Genomic DNA, 13383 nt, shown 5'->3' on the forward strand with positions numbered 1-13383 from the left:
AGTGCCGCCCGCCGCGCCGCGCAAGCCCCCGGGTCAGTCGGCGATCAGGTTCACCAACGTGGCGCCCAGAATCCAGATGCCGAACGCCACGACGATGGTCGTGGTGGGCGACATGAAGCCGCCAACGAACCCGGCGAGCGCGGCGACCACACCAGCGCCTCCGACAACGCCCATCAGGGGCTTTTTCTTTCCCGAAAGTTTCATGTCAGACCTCCTGTTGCCCATGCCGCCAGCGTGACACGGGCTGGCGGACAGGGCCTTGAGGTGGATCAAACCCTCATTCGATGGGCGACAGCAGTTCGGGCGCGGTCACAAGGTGCCGGACGCCGTGCGAATGGTGTTCGTCGAACACGTTCCGCAGCGCGCCCCATTGGTGCAGCGAGTTGATGTCGAGCCGTTTGCATTGCGGCCGCACCGACCAGGTCACCAGCAGCGGAGAGCAGACGGAATCGGTGTAGCTGGTGCCCGTGGTGGACCCGGCAAAGACGACGGGATTGCCGGTGCCCGAAGGCAGGCTGCGCGGCTGGGCGCGGCCGCGGACCTGGGTATTGGCATAGATGTAGTCGAGGAAATTGGCCGCCGAGGGGTCGTTGACCAGCAGGAAGACCTGCGCCTCGACCCGCAGGATCGGGTTGGCGCAGCCGTCCGAGAGGCACGACCCGAGCCCCGGCCCAGGCTGCACGTTGCACGAGGTGAAAACCCAGTGCACCTCGATCGAATCGCCGGGGCGCACCGCCTCGAAATGCGGATCGGCGGCGGGGCGCAGGTCGTCGGGTGTCAGCGATGCAGTGTCGTTGCAGGCATAGCCGCCGTGCTCGCCCGGGCCCATGAAGACCTGGAAGCCGGGGCCCTTGTGCTCGGCATAGGTATGCGTGTGGATGTTGCACAGCGTCATGTCCGACGACGGCGGGGCGGGCGCCCATGCGGTGCGGTTCATGCCCCGCCGGGCGGTGATGTCGCGCGGGGTCTGGGGGCCGTAGCCCACGCACAGCCCCTTGGGCGCCGCGTCTTCCGTCGCGGCTTGGTCGTCGGACGCCCCGTGATCGGACGCCGCGACGCCGTGGTCCGGGGCAGCGGCGCCATGCCCGCCGCTTTCCGCAAGGGCCGTTCCGGCGGTGAGGGCCAGAAGGGCCGCAAGGGCCGTGTGCCCCAACCCGGCCCGAAGGCCCGACTTGATGCCGTTTCGCATGGTGATGCTGTCCCGTACCCAACCCGAACGGCCGCAGAATGGCCGCCAATTGCTAAGGTCCCGTTAGTCGGGGGCGGGCAATATGTCGCTTTCGCGTCTCAAATGGCGCAAACCCGCCGTGCCCGTTCCGGCAAAGCGGGGTAGGCAAGGGGCAAAGTTGCGGGGCGACTCGCGCAGACCCGAGGGAAGAGAACCATGAACGAGACACGGCGCAAGGCACGGGGCGGAGGCGGCGCGGCGCGCCGGGCAGAGCGCGGGGCGATCTCGTTCGACACCGCCAAGGTCATCGACCGCAACATCCCCAACCTCGACCTGCTCTCGGACGAGGCGCTCGACATCATCGAGCAGAATGCCGACACCGTCCTGGAAGAGATCGGCGTCAACTTCGTCAACAACCCCGGGGCGCTGAAGCTCTGGCAGGAGGCCGGCGCCGATGTGCGCGGTGAGCGGGTGCACATCCCCCGCGGCCTTGCGCGCGAGCTCTGCAAGACCGCGCCGTCGACCTTCGTCCAGCACGCGCGCAACCCCGAGCGCAACGTCGAGATCGGCGGGCGCAAGCTGGTGCTGGCCCCGGTCTACGGCCCGCCCTTCGTACATGACCGCATCGGCGGGCGCCGCTACGCCACCATGGCCGATTTCGAGAAGTTCGTGAAACTGGGCTACATGTCCAAGTGGCTGCACCATTCGGGCGGCACGGTCTGCGAACCGACGGACATCCCCGTGAACAAGCGTCATTTCGACATGCTGTTCGCCCACATGACCCTGTCGGACAAGCCCTTCATGGGGTCCGTGACCGAACCCAGCCGGGCCCAGGACAGCGTCGACATGTGCTCCATCCTCTTCGGCGAAGAGTTCGTGCAGCAGAACACGGTGATGACCTCGCTCATCAACATCAACTCGCCGCTGACCTTCGACGACGTCATGATGGGCGCGCTCGAGGTCTTCGCGCGCAACAACCAGGCGTCCATCGTCTCTCCGTTCATCGTGGGCGGGGCCATGGCGCCGGTGAGCGTCGTCGGCACGCTGACCCAGGTGCTGGCCGAGGTCATGGCCGGCATCGCCTACAGCCAGTTGGTCCGCCCAGGCGCGCCGGTGATCTTCGGCGCCTTCGTGACCTCGATCGACATGAATTCGGGCGCGCCCACCTTCGGCACGCCCGAGGCAAGCCAGATCACCTACGGCGCCGGTCAGCTGGCGCGGCGCATGGGGCTGCCCTTCCGCTCGGCGGGCTCGTTCAACGGCTCCAAGCTGCCCGATGCGCAGGCGGCCTACGAGACTGCGAACTCGCTCAACATGGGCCTCTTGTCGGGCGTGAACTTCATGTTGCACGCCTGCGGCTGGCTCGAGGGCGGGCTGGTCTCGAGCTTCGAGAAATTCGTGATGGATGCGGACCAGCTGGGCACGCTGCACCACATGGCGCGGGGCGTGGCCTTCGACGAAAACGCCCAGGCGATGGACGCGATCCGCGAGGTCGGCCCGGGCGGTCACTACCTTGGCTGCGCCCATACGCAGGCGAATTTCAAATCCGCCTTCTGGAAATCCGACCTGCTGGACTACAAGCCCTACGAGACCTGGTCCGAGGAAGGCGCGCGCGACACCGTCGCCCTGGCCGCAGCCCGGGTCGACAAGCTGCTTGCCGAGTACCGCGAGCCGCCGATGGACCCGGCCGTGCGCGAGGCGCTGGTCGACTACATGGCGCGCCGCAAGGCCGAGATGCCCGACAGCTTCATGTGATCAGGCCCCGGGGGCGGCAAGGGAATCGCCCCCGGCCCGGGCCTCGGCCTGCGCCTGGCGCAACAACCGGGCCTCGCCCATCATCGCGATCAGCAGGTCCACGTGGGTGGACAGCGCGTAGCCGGCATCGCCCGCTGCGCGTTTCGCGTTCTGGTCCGCCTCGAGCTCCATCAACCTGAGCAGTGCCGCGCCGTGCCGCGGCAGCACCCCGTAGCCCAGGTGGCGCGGCAGATGTGCCTTGCGGTTGTAGTCGTCCTGCCCGTGACGGGCGGCGCGGATCAGCAGGCCGGGGCGGCGCAGGCTGGCAAGCAGGCTCAGGACATCTTGCATCGGATCTCTCCTCTTCGATTCTGTGGGTAAGATGACTCCTTTTTTCGGGTGTTGCGCCGTTATAGATACCGCCCCGCGTGTAAACTTTTTGGTTATCCTTTTGGTGGAAAGCTCTAATTTTATCTGCTCCGTTAATGTTGAATTAACCAGTGCAAGCAATGGTTGTGTTGATAACTCGGTCCTGTTTGCTGTGGGGGCAGCGAATGGGCCCGGGGGAAGGGAAGCGCGACAATGACTGGAAATGGGCGCGACAACATGGATTACTGGCCAAGCTGGCTGCCCGAGGCCGTGCGCAACTACCTTGCGCATACAACTTCCGGGATCCCGATACGGGAACTGGCGCGACGGGCGGGCAACCATGCCTCGACCGTGATGCGGCAGGTGCGACGCACCGAGAGCCGGCGGGACGACCCGCTGGTCGATGCCGGTCTGCGGCGGCTGAGCGAGGGAGACGGCCCGCCGCTGACCGCCGCCGCGATCGAAGCCGAGGCGCGGCGCGTGTTGCGCCGGCTGGATCATCCCGGCGCGGTGCTGGCCGTCTCGCCCGACCACGAAAAGGCCGTGGTGGTCCACGAGGTCGAGGGCGACGCGGGCCATCCGCGGCTGATCGTCGAGGCGGCGAGCGCCCAGGCGCTGGCGCTGATGGAGTGGATTGCCTGCCGCAAGGCGGGGCGGGTATCACGCTATGGACTGACCGCCGCGGGGCGGGCCGAGTTGCAGCGCCTCATGGGCGCGCCCGGGGGCGTGCCGGGCCTGGCCGAGGGCGCCGCGCGGTTCGATTTCTCCGGACGCCATGGTACGGACGGGGACGAAGATGACCTGATCCCCCGCCGCACCCGCTATGCCCCGGCCGAGCCGCCGATCAAGGGGCTGGCGCGGCGCCGGGACCAGGATGGAAAACCGTTCCTCTCCAAGGACCTGGTCGCTGCCGGTGAACGCCTGCGCGAGGATTTCGAGCTGGCGCGGATGGCCGACGCGGCCCCCGGCCGGGGGTGGGAGCTGTACTTTTCGCTCATCATCAACGGCGACGAGGTCGAGCAGATGCCGGGTGACACCCGCTCCGGCCCCGCCGCCGCGCGTTACCGGGTCGAACTGGCGCTGCGCGAACTTGGGCCGGGCCTTGGCTGCGTGCTTCTGCGCTGTTGCTGCCTGATGGAGGGGCTCTCGACCGCCGAAAGGAACCTCGGCTGGGCCTCGCGCTCGGGCAAGGTGGTGCTGCGCATCGCCTTGCAGCGCCTCAAACGCCATTACGAGACGACGGCAGCACATATCCCGGTGCTGATCGGCTAGGACCAACGGCCGCCCCAGCTACGCAAAGGGGAGGGCGGCCGGGCGGCAGGTCGGGGACCGTGCCGTCAAGGCGCAACGGGCTCGGGCGGCCCGGTGCCTCGGCGGACCCGGGGACCGGACCCCCCGGGTCCGTTTCGCGGCCGAGGTTGTTATAACGTAAACCTTGCGCTTTGCCGAAGAACGCATAGGCTCGCCTTATGAACGTGACCCTTCGCCAGCTCACCTATTTCAAGGCCCTCGCCGAACAGCGCAACTTTGGTCGCGCGGCCCAGACCTGCCACGTGTCGCAGCCGGCCCTGTCTGTCCAGATCCGCGATCTCGAGGCGAGCCTCGGCGCGCCCCTGGTCGAGCGGCAGGCGCGCGACGTGGTGCTGACCGGCTTCGGCCGCCAGGTGCTGGCCCATGCGCAGCGCATCCTGGCCGAGGTGGATGCGCTGGGGCAGGTGGCCCGGTGGCGCGACGGGCTCTCGGGGCACCTGGCGCTGGGGGTGATTCCCACCATCGCGCCCTATATCCTGCCCGACGCCCTGTCGGACCTGCGCGCCCGCGACATCTCGCTTGACGTGCAGGTGCGCGAGGGCAAGACTGAGCGCCTGCTGGACATGCTTCGGCGCGGAGAGCTGGACGTCGCCGTCATGGCTCTGCCCTGCGGCGATGACACGATGGTCGAGCTGCCGCTGTTCGAGGACCGCTTCCTGCTGGCCGGCACCGAGGCACGGATCGAGGGGCTGCGCCGCGACACCTCGGCCCTGCGCCCGACCGAGCTGGGCAATGGCCAGCTTCTGCTGCTCGAGGACGGCCATTGCCTGACCGACCAGGCGCTCGAAGTCTGCGGGCGCAAGCGCGACCATGCCAAGATCAACATGGGCGCCACCTCGCTGGCCACCCTGTCGCGGCTGGTCGAGGCGGGGTTCGGCCTGACCCTGATCCCGGAACTCGCCGCCGCATCGGAAGTGACGGGCGCCCCCGGGCTGCGCGTCTGCCGGTTCAGCGGTGAGCAGCCCAGCCGCCGCATCGGCCTTGTGCGCCGCGCGGGGTCCGCCCCCGGCGCCTGGCTGGACGAGCTGGCCGAGATTCTCACCCGCTCGGGCCGGCGCCGCATCGCCGAGGCCGAAGGCGTGCTGATGCGCGGCGGTGACGCGGGCTGATCCCGCACGCTTTGACTGGTCAAGCGGGCGCACAGGCGTTATCTGGCAGGCAAGCAAACGAGGCCTGCCATGACTTATGAATCCCCCGGACCGGTCGAAGATTCCCTGCGCGACGCGATCTCGTCCATCGAGGAAATCATCGACGACGCGCGCAATGGGCGCATGTTCATCCTGGTCGATCACGAGGACCGCGAGAACGAGGGCGACCTGGTGATCCCGGCGCAGATGGCCACGCCCGACGCGATCAACTTCATGGCCACGCACGGCCGGGGCCTGATCTGCCTGTCACTGCCCGCCGCGCGGATCGAGCAGTTGGGCCTGCCACTCATGGCGACCAACAATTCCTCGCGCCACGAGACGGCCTTTACCGTGTCGATCGAGGCGCGCGAAGGGGTCTCGACCGGGATTTCGGCCCATGACCGCGCGCGCACCGTCGCGGTGGCCATCGATTCAGCGAAGGGCGCGCAGGACATCGCGACCCCGGGCCACGTCTTTCCGCTGCGCGCCCGTGACGGCGGCGTGCTGGTCCGCGCGGGGCACACCGAGGCCGCCGTGGACGTGAGCCGGCTGGCCGGGCTGAACCCCTCGGGTGTGATCTGCGAGATCATGAACGAGGACGGCACCATGGCGCGCCTGCCCGAGCTGGTGGCCTTTGCGCAGAAGCACGGGCTCAAGATCGGCACGATTTCCGACCTGATCGCCTACCGCCGCCGCCACGACAACCTGGTCAAGGAAACCGCCGCGCGGTCGGTGCATTCCGAGTTCGGTGGCGACTGGATGATGCGGATCTACACCGACGAGACCGAGCATGCCGAGCATATCGTGCTGTCCAAGGGCGACCTGAGCACGCCAGAGCCGGTCCTGGCGCGGATGCATGCGCTGAACCCGCTCGAGGATGCGCTGGGCCTTGGCCCGTCGCGGGCGGATGAGCTGCGCGACGCGATGAAGATCATCGCCGAGGAAGGCCGCGGCGTCGTCGTCATGCTGCGCGACCCGCTCATGCGCCTGTCCGAGGGCAAGGCCTCGCCCGAGACGTTGCGGCAATATGGCCTTGGCGCGCAGATCCTCGCCGGGCTGGGCCTGCATGACCTGGTCCTGTTGACCGACAGCCCGCTGCCCAAGGTGGTCGGGCTTGACGCCTACGGGCTGTCCATCACCGGCACGCGCCGCATCACGGAGGGCGCATGAATGGCCGCCAATGAACAGCATTACGTGCTCGAACGCCCGAGCTTCGACAAGCCGGTCAAGCTGCTGATCGTCGTCGCGCCCTACTACAAGGACATCGCCGACCAGCTGGTCGGCGGCGCCAAGGCCGAGATCGAGGCGGCGGGCGGGACCTGGGAGCTGGTCGAGGTGCCCGGCGCGCTCGAGGTGCCCACGGCCATCGGCATCGCCGAGCGGTTGAGCAATTTCGACGGCTACGTGGCGCTTGGCTGCGTGATCCGGGGCGAGACGACCCATTACGAAACGGTGTGTAACGACAGCTCGCGCGCCCTGCAGTTGCTGGGCCTGCAGGGGCTTTGCATCGGCAACGGCATCCTCACGGTCGAGACCCGCGGCCAGGCCGAAGTGCGCGCCGAAGCGGCCGGTCAGAACAAGGGCGGCGGCGCGGCCGCGGCGGCCTTGCATCTGATCGCGTTGGGCCGTAAGTGGGGCGCTTCCCGCAAGGGGGTGGGATTCCGCCCCGCATCCGACGAATACCAGGTGGCGGGCCTGGGCAAGGATTCCGCCTCTCGATGACCACCGACGCCTCGACCCCCAAGACCGGCCCTTCGGGCAACCAGAAACGCAAGATGCGCTCGGCCAGCCGGCTTTACGCCGTGCAGGCGCTGTTCCAGATGGAGCATTCGGGCCAGACGACGCGGTCGGTGATCAAGGAATTCCTCGATCACCGGTTCGGCGCGGTCTACGAGGGCGACGAGATGCAGGAGGGCGATCCCGAGCTCTTTGGCAAGATCATCGAGGACGCGGTGAACTACCAGGCCATGCTGGACCAGGCGACCGACCGGGCGCTGGTGGCCAAGTGGCCCATCGGCCGGATCGACCCGACCCTGCGCGCGCTCTTCCGCGCCGCCGGGGCCGAGATCGCCCATGGCGGCACCCCGCCCAAGGTGGCGATCACCGAATACGTGGACGTGGCGCGGGCCTTCTTCCCCGAGGGGAAAGAGACGAAATTCGTCAACGCCGTGCTCGACCACATGGCGCGCGAGCTGAAGCCCGAGGCGTTCTGAGAGGGCTTTCGGACCCTCTCAGGGTCCGACGATGAACCCGAGCCGCGCCAGCGAGACCTGGCCGAAATTCTGCTGTTCAAAGATGCCGATGGCGGCCGATTTGCCCTTGAAGGTCAGCTCGGTCCATTGCTCCGTCATGCGCAGCGATGCCGGGCCGGGGCCCCGCTTGGGCGTGCCGGAAAAGCCCTGGCTCTGCAGCCATTGCGCATGGCCCGTCGCGGCCGAGGTCGACATCGACCGGATCCCCGCCTCGCAGCCGGTCATCCGCCCGGCCGGGTTGGTCAGCACGATGGCCATGACCGTGTAATTGCTCGACTGGAAGAAGGCGCTGGTCGCCCGTTCGCCTGCCTTGGTGAACCCGAGGCCAAGGATCGCCTGCCGCGCCGCCCGCGCATCGGGGTAGGCCGCCAGGCATGCGCCAAGCGCTGCCCGCAGCCTGTCGTCGCGTGGCCCGGCCTGCACGGGCAGGGACAGCAGGCAGAGGGCAAGTAGAAAAACGAGTTTCCGCACCATGAGACGATCCCTGAAACCAAAGCGCCGACGGTAGCGAGGCGCCGGGAGCGGGTCAATCGCAGCGGTGGCGCGGGGGGACTCGTGAAAAGTTGAAACGGCTTCGGCGGGGGCATATGTCAGGAGAACCAGCGGCATGCCCGCCGCGTGAAAGGCGATGTGACAATGTCCGATCCCGATCCCCATATCCCGACCGATCCCGAGGGCCTTTCGACGCTCGAGTCCCGCCTCCAGCAGGCGATCCGTGACAATGCCGGGCGGTTCCGCTGGCTGGGGATCGCCCTGGTCGTCGTCGGCGTGCTGGCGATCCTGTTCCCGCTGGTCGCCTCGGTCGCGGCCAAGCTGATGATCGGCTGGGTGTTCCTCGTGGCCGGGGCGCTGGTGCTTTGGCACGCCTTCCAGGCCCGCGACTGGCAGCCGGCGATCCTGTCGGGCCTGATCGGCGTGTTGCACCTGGCCGTGGGCGTCTACCTGGCGTTCTTCCCGCTGACCGGGCTGATCGGGTTGACTGTGCTGGTCGCCCTGGTCTTCGCGCTGCAGGGGGCGGGAGAGATCGCGCTTGGCTGGCAGCACCGGCCGGGCCATGGCAACGAGGGGCCGGGCTGGGTCTGGATGGGCCTCTCGGGTGCGGTGAGCCTCGTGCTGGCGGCGATGCTGCTGGCGGGCCTGCCGGGGACGGCGCTTTGGGCGATCGGGCTGCTGCTGGGCATCAACCTGCTGACCTCGGGCGTGTCGTTCCTGGCCCTGGCGTCGATGGGCGGAAGGATGTGAGCGCGCGACCCGTCAGGCCAGGTCGGAGGCGCGGCAGCCCCCCTCGTGCCGGAGGCGCGGCGGTTGGAAAAGGCGAGGGGCCAGCCCCTCGCGCTCCCCGGAGTTTAGCGGCACAATGAAGCTGGATCAGTCCTGGTGAAGACCGCCGGGCGGCAGGGCGATGTCGGCCCAGATGGGCAGGTGGTCGGAGGCCTTGCGCGACAGCAGGTCCTGGCGCACGCCGGCATTGCTTGCCGTGACCCCTTTCGACAGCGCGAAACGGTCCAGGTGGGCGATGGGTCGGGCGGCGTGATAGCTGCGGCCCGGGGCCAGCAGGTGAAAGTCGCGGTCAAGCGGGGCCAGCCCGCCCACCGCGCGCCATTCGTTGAAATCGCCAAGGATCACGGCCGGCGCGTCGGGCATCTGCTTCAGCGCCTCCTGCAAGGCGCGGGTCTGCCGGGCGCGGTCGCGGCGCAAGAGGCCCAGATGCGTGCCCACCAGGATCAGCCCGCCCTGGGTCGTTTCCAGATGGGTCAGCACGGCGCCGCGCGGCTCGGTCCCCGGCAGGTCGATACGCCGCGTCTCGCCCACCTTGATCCCGGGCCGGGCCAGGATCGCGTTGCCGTGCCAGCCAAGGCTGACGTCGGTGCCGCCCAGGGGCAGGGGGACAAGGCCGGTGCGCCGGGCAATCTCCTCCGCGTCGAAGGCCGAGGGGCGGCGGCCCAGCCGCAGGTCCGCCTCCTGCAACGCGATCACGTCCGCCTCGAGCCCCGCCACCACGTCAAGCGTGCGCGCCGGGTCGCGCCGCCGGTCGAGGCCAAGCGCCTTGCGGACGTTGTAGGAGGCGAGCCGAAGGCCCGATTTTCGTGGCATGGCCTGGGTCATGGCGGCAATCTGAAGGGACGACCCGGCAAAGTCACCCCTTGTCGAGAGCGTCATGGCGCCTCAGATAGGTATACATGAGCCTTCGCAACCATCCCTGGCCGGTCCTGCTCATCTGGGCCTTCCTCGTCTTCGAACTGGTCAGCTCGCTGCTGAGCCAGCGCTGGACCGTGGCCTTCGTCGCGCTGGCGACCCTGGGCCTGTCGGTCGCCCCCACGCTGCTGGCCGAGCGGCTGAACCTGCGCCTGCCGGTGCCTTTCGTCGTGGCCATCGTCGCCTTTGTCTTCGGCACGCTGTTCCTGGGCGAGGTGCTGGATTTCTACAATCGCTACTGGTGGTGGGACGTGGCGCTGCACGGCGCCTCGGCGGTGACCTTCGGCATGGTCGGGTTCCTGTTCGTCTTCTACCTGTTCGAGGGCGACCGCTATGCCGCGCCGCCCTGGGCGATGGCGCTGATCGCCTTCTGCTTTGCCGTCACCATCGGCGCGATCTGGGAGATCTTCGAGTACACGATGGACCAGACCTTCGGCACCAACATGCAGAAAAGCGGGCTGCAGGACACGATGTGGGACCTGATCGTCGATGTGATCGGCGGGGCCGTCGGCGCCAGCGCGGGCTGGCTTTACCTGGGCGGTCACCGCGAAGGCACACCGGCCCGGGTCATCGACCAGTTCGTGCGCATGAACCGGCGGCTCTTTCGAAAGGCGCGGTGACGGCCGGAAATGGCCGAGGGCGCGATTTTTCGTCCCGCCCTCTTTTAACCCGATTGTAACGGTCTAATGTAGAGGATGAAGCAAGGAGAATCTGCCATGCCAGCGTTGATCAAGCTCTACGTCACCCAGGTCGCCATCGGGTTCGGCATCTCTGCCGTGTTTGTCGCCGGACTGCTGTGGTTTGACGTGGCGGGGCTGTGGCACTTGGTCAGCCATGATCCGGCCGGCATCCTGGCCGTCGTGATGCTCTGGGTGTCCAACGGGATCGTCTTTGCCGGCGTGCAATTCGCGATCAGCGTGATGCGCATGGCCGAGGAGGACGACGACATGCCGCGCGGCCCGGGCCTGCCTGTCCGCCTGCGCGAACCGGTGCTTGTCCCCGTCCGCGCCGAAAGCCGCCGCGACCGCCAGCTGCACCGCCGCCGCTGAGATCCTGCCGATAGGCAATCGACCGAAGCCCGCGCCTGTTGCGGGCTTTTTCCTGTCTGGGGTACTGAAAGAGAACGGGTAAAGTGGCGGGAACCGCAGCAACCGTGGGGTTATCTCATTCCCGAGGACCTGTATGTACAGGTGGGCGCCAGGTACCTGGACCAGGATCCAGGCAGAGCCAGCTCCCTCGGAATTGCTTAAGGCCACCGGAATGCAACCGTGTACGGGAAGAGCAGAAACCCGCCTTGTCGTGATCTAGAGGCGCGAAGGGCCGCTGACAAGGGGGGCGGTCCGAAGTTTCTTCGGACACTCATGGCAAGTTTTCCTCAAGCGGCGATGCCGACCCCCTTGTCAAGACGTTCACCTTTCGTTCATATTTGGCGCATGTTGGAGAGCCTCGCCCCTGGACAGCTGATCGCCCGCGGCACCTGCCGTGCCCTGTCGCACATGGGGTTCGTCACGGTCGAGGAATTCGTGCCCACCCGGGGCCTGCGCGTCGACGTCATGGCGCTGGGGCCCAAGGGCGAGCTCTGGATCGTCGAGTGCAAATCCAGTCGCGCCGATTTCATGAGCGATTTTAAATGGCAAGGCTATCTCGACTGGTGCGACCGCTACTTCTGGGCCGTCGATCCCGAGTTCCCGAGCGAGCTCTTGCCCGAGCAGACTGGCCTGATCCTCGCCGACGCCTATGACGGAGAGGTCATCCGCATGGCGCCCGAGGACAAGCTGCCCGGTGCCCGCCGCAAGGTGCTGATCCAGAAATTCGCCGCCCATGCCGCGCGCCGCCTGCATGCGCTGCGCGATCCCGACGCGATCACATGGGGCTGACGGGGCGCCCGCGGCCGAAGGCGCCCTGTCCCTTTCATCTTGCCAGACATATCCCGGGGCGTTTGAGGGGCAGCGCCGTCAGCCGGGCCTGGAAGAATGCGCGCCACCGGGCGCGCATGCCTTCGGCGAGAGTATTTGCAGAAAAGTGAAAGCAGGGGCGCAGGATCCCCTGTTCATCTTGCCGATAAACTCCGGGGAGCGCGAGGGGCTGGCCCCTCGCATGGTTAGGTGCCGCCCCTGCGGCCCGCAGTCTCAGTTCCGCGCCCGCGGCGCAATCTGAGGTCCGCGCCTGTGGCGCGCATCCTGAGGTCCGCGCCTGCGGCGCGAGGGGCCGGCCCCTCGCGCCCGGTCCGGTCACCCCGCGACCGAGGCGTCGTAGATGCTCTGGATCGCGCTGTCGATCGTGGCGTTGAACGCGTCGTCCGATTGCTGGGCCGACAGCCCTTCTGTCAGCCCGCGCGAGAAGGAGGCGATCATGCCGGTGTTCTCGGCCAGCTTGGCGTTCGCCTCTTCGCGCGAATAGCCGCCCGACAGGGCCACGACGCGCATCACCGCCGGGTGGTCGATCAGCGGCTTGTAGAGATTCGCGACGCTCGGCAGCGAGAGCTTGAGCATCACCTGCGTGCCCGGATCGAGCTGGTCCAGGTGGCCGAGGATCTCGGTCTTCAGGATCTCTTCGGCCTCGGCCTTGTCGGAAATCGTGATCGTCACCTCCGGCTCGAGGATCGGCATCAGCCCGGCGTTCAGGATCTGCTGGCCGACCGCGAATTGCTGGGTCACGATGTCCTTGATGCCTTGGGGATTAGCCGCGTCGATCACGCTGCGCATCTTGGTACCGAAGATGCCCTTTGACGCCGCGCGCGCGAGCAGTTCGTCAAGGCCGGGGATCTCTTTCATTAGCTTGACGCCGTTGGCGCTGTCCTCGAGGCCCTTGTCGACCTTGAGGAAGGGCACCACGCCCTTGTCTTCCCACAGATATGTCGGCGCGGGCTTGCCGGCGAAATCGCGGTCCATCGTCATCTCGAACAGGATCGCGCCGATCACCCGCGCGCCGGTGAAACCGGGGGCCGTGGCGATGCGTTCACGCATGCCGTGGATCAGGTCGAACATCTCGGCCTCGCCGGAATAGGCGTCTTCCTCGATGCCATAAAGGCGCAGGGCCTTGGGGGTCGAGCCGCCCGACTGGTCGAGGGCCGCGATAAAGCCCTGGCCGGATTGCATCTGTTTCGCCTGTTCCTGGTTCATGGTGCCCTCGGGTTTCGAAATTGACTGTGCGGGGGCGGATGCCCCGTCGCGACATGGTGTAGGAAGCGGCGCGGGGCGATGCAAACGAGTTAGCGGTAACAGGC

At 67.6% G+C, this 13383-nt stretch carries 16 protein-coding genes; 10 read left to right on the top strand and 6 right to left on the bottom strand.

The window, feature by feature from the left end; all coding sequences use genetic code 11:
- Positions 1 to 33 precede the first annotated feature (33 nt).
- Together MF270_RS07325 and MF270_RS07330 are read right to left on the bottom strand one after the other, a co-directional pair.
- A complete protein-coding gene (locus tag MF270_RS07325; RefSeq protein ID WP_238365223.1) occupies positions 34 to 204 on the bottom strand; it encodes a hypothetical protein in 171 nt (56 codons plus the stop codon).
- Between the two features lie 73 nt (positions 205 to 277).
- Positions 278 to 1189 carry a delta-class carbonic anhydrase gene (locus MF270_RS07330; RefSeq protein ID WP_238365224.1) on the bottom strand — a complete coding sequence of 304 codons (912 nt, stop codon included), beginning with the start codon at positions 1187 to 1189 and terminating at the stop codon, positions 278 to 280.
- Between the two features lie 195 nt (positions 1190 to 1384).
- Here MF270_RS07330 and MF270_RS07335 point away from each other — a divergent pair, with 195 nt between their 5' ends.
- The gene (locus MF270_RS07335) at positions 1385 to 2923 is read left to right on the top strand and encodes a trimethylamine methyltransferase family protein (protein WP_238365225.1); all 1539 of its coding nucleotides are present in this window, start codon (positions 1385 to 1387) and stop codon (positions 2921 to 2923) included.
- On the opposite strand, the gene MF270_RS07340 is transcribed toward MF270_RS07335, so the two are convergent.
- Positions 2924 to 3253: a DUF6477 family protein gene (locus MF270_RS07340; RefSeq protein WP_238365226.1), complete on the bottom strand. Its 330-nt coding sequence runs from the start codon at positions 3251 to 3253 to the stop codon at positions 2924 to 2926. It abuts the gene before it with no gap.
- Between the two features lie 231 nt (positions 3254 to 3484).
- On the opposite strand from MF270_RS07340, the gene MF270_RS07345 reads away from it, so the two are divergent.
- The 5 genes from MF270_RS07345 (at position 3485) to nusB (ending at position 7922) form a co-directional block, all read left to right on the top strand.
- Positions 3485 to 4543 carry a DUF6456 domain-containing protein gene (locus tag MF270_RS07345; protein ID WP_238365227.1) on the top strand — a complete coding sequence of 353 codons (1059 nt, stop codon included), beginning with the start codon at positions 3485 to 3487 and terminating at the stop codon, positions 4541 to 4543.
- Between the two features lie 197 nt (positions 4544 to 4740).
- Positions 4741 to 5691 (top strand): hydrogen peroxide-inducible genes activator, encoded by a 951-nt coding sequence (locus tag MF270_RS07350; protein ID WP_238365228.1) that lies wholly within the window; start codon positions 4741 to 4743, stop codon positions 5689 to 5691.
- Between the two features lie 69 nt (positions 5692 to 5760).
- Positions 5761 to 6879: a 3,4-dihydroxy-2-butanone-4-phosphate synthase gene (ribB, locus tag MF270_RS07355; RefSeq protein ID WP_238365229.1), complete on the top strand. Its 1119-nt coding sequence runs from the start codon at positions 5761 to 5763 to the stop codon at positions 6877 to 6879.
- Complete coding sequence (locus MF270_RS07360) at positions 6880 to 7431, top strand: 6,7-dimethyl-8-ribityllumazine synthase (protein ID WP_238365230.1); 552 nt, start codon at positions 6880 to 6882, stop codon at positions 7429 to 7431.
- Positions 7428 to 7922: a transcription antitermination factor NusB gene (nusB, locus tag MF270_RS07365; protein WP_238365231.1), complete on the top strand. Its 495-nt coding sequence runs from the start codon at positions 7428 to 7430 to the stop codon at positions 7920 to 7922. Before MF270_RS07360 ends, nusB begins: the two co-directional genes overlap by 4 nt.
- An 18-nt stretch (positions 7923 to 7940) precedes the next feature.
- On the opposite strand, the gene MF270_RS07370 is transcribed toward nusB, so the two are convergent.
- Positions 7941 to 8435, bottom strand: coding sequence for a hypothetical protein (locus MF270_RS07370; protein WP_238365232.1), 495 nt, complete (start codon positions 8433 to 8435; stop codon positions 7941 to 7943).
- Between the two features lie 162 nt (positions 8436 to 8597).
- Between MF270_RS07370 and MF270_RS07375 the strand changes: the two genes are divergently transcribed.
- Positions 8598 to 9203: an HdeD family acid-resistance protein gene (locus MF270_RS07375; RefSeq protein ID WP_238365233.1), complete on the top strand. Its 606-nt coding sequence runs from the start codon at positions 8598 to 8600 to the stop codon at positions 9201 to 9203.
- A gap of 126 nt (positions 9204 to 9329) precedes the next feature.
- Here MF270_RS07375 and MF270_RS07380 read toward each other — a convergent pair whose 3' ends face one another.
- Positions 9330 to 10067 carry an endonuclease/exonuclease/phosphatase family protein gene (locus tag MF270_RS07380; RefSeq protein ID WP_238365234.1) on the bottom strand — a complete coding sequence of 246 codons (738 nt, stop codon included), beginning with the start codon at positions 10065 to 10067 and terminating at the stop codon, positions 9330 to 9332.
- A 74-nt stretch (positions 10068 to 10141) separates the two neighbouring features.
- Between MF270_RS07380 and MF270_RS07385 the strand changes: the two genes are divergently transcribed.
- From MF270_RS07385 to MF270_RS07395, 3 genes are all read left to right on the top strand, one after another.
- Positions 10142 to 10777: a DUF2238 domain-containing protein gene (locus MF270_RS07385; protein ID WP_238365235.1), complete on the top strand. Its 636-nt coding sequence runs from the start codon at positions 10142 to 10144 to the stop codon at positions 10775 to 10777.
- Between the two features lie 96 nt (positions 10778 to 10873).
- On the top strand, positions 10874 to 11206 hold the full coding sequence (locus MF270_RS07390) for a hypothetical protein (RefSeq protein ID WP_238365236.1): 333 nt from the start codon (positions 10874 to 10876) through the stop codon (positions 11204 to 11206).
- A 384-nt stretch (positions 11207 to 11590) separates the two neighbouring features.
- A complete protein-coding gene (locus tag MF270_RS07395) occupies positions 11591 to 12034 on the top strand; it encodes an MmcB family DNA repair protein (protein WP_238365237.1) in 444 nt (147 codons plus the stop codon).
- Positions 12035 to 12388: 354 nt separating this feature from the next.
- Here the strand turns inward: MF270_RS07395 and MF270_RS07400 are convergent, their stop codons facing one another.
- Positions 12389 to 13279, bottom strand: a complete 891-nt coding sequence (locus MF270_RS07400) for a fructose bisphosphate aldolase (protein WP_238365238.1) — start codon at positions 13277 to 13279, stop codon at positions 12389 to 12391.
- Between the last annotated feature and the right edge of the window lie 104 nt (positions 13280 to 13383).

The organism is Mesobacterium pallidum (assembly GCF_019966535.1).
Classification (GTDB): domain Bacteria; phylum Pseudomonadota; class Alphaproteobacteria; order Rhodobacterales; family Rhodobacteraceae; genus Mesobacterium; species Mesobacterium pallidum.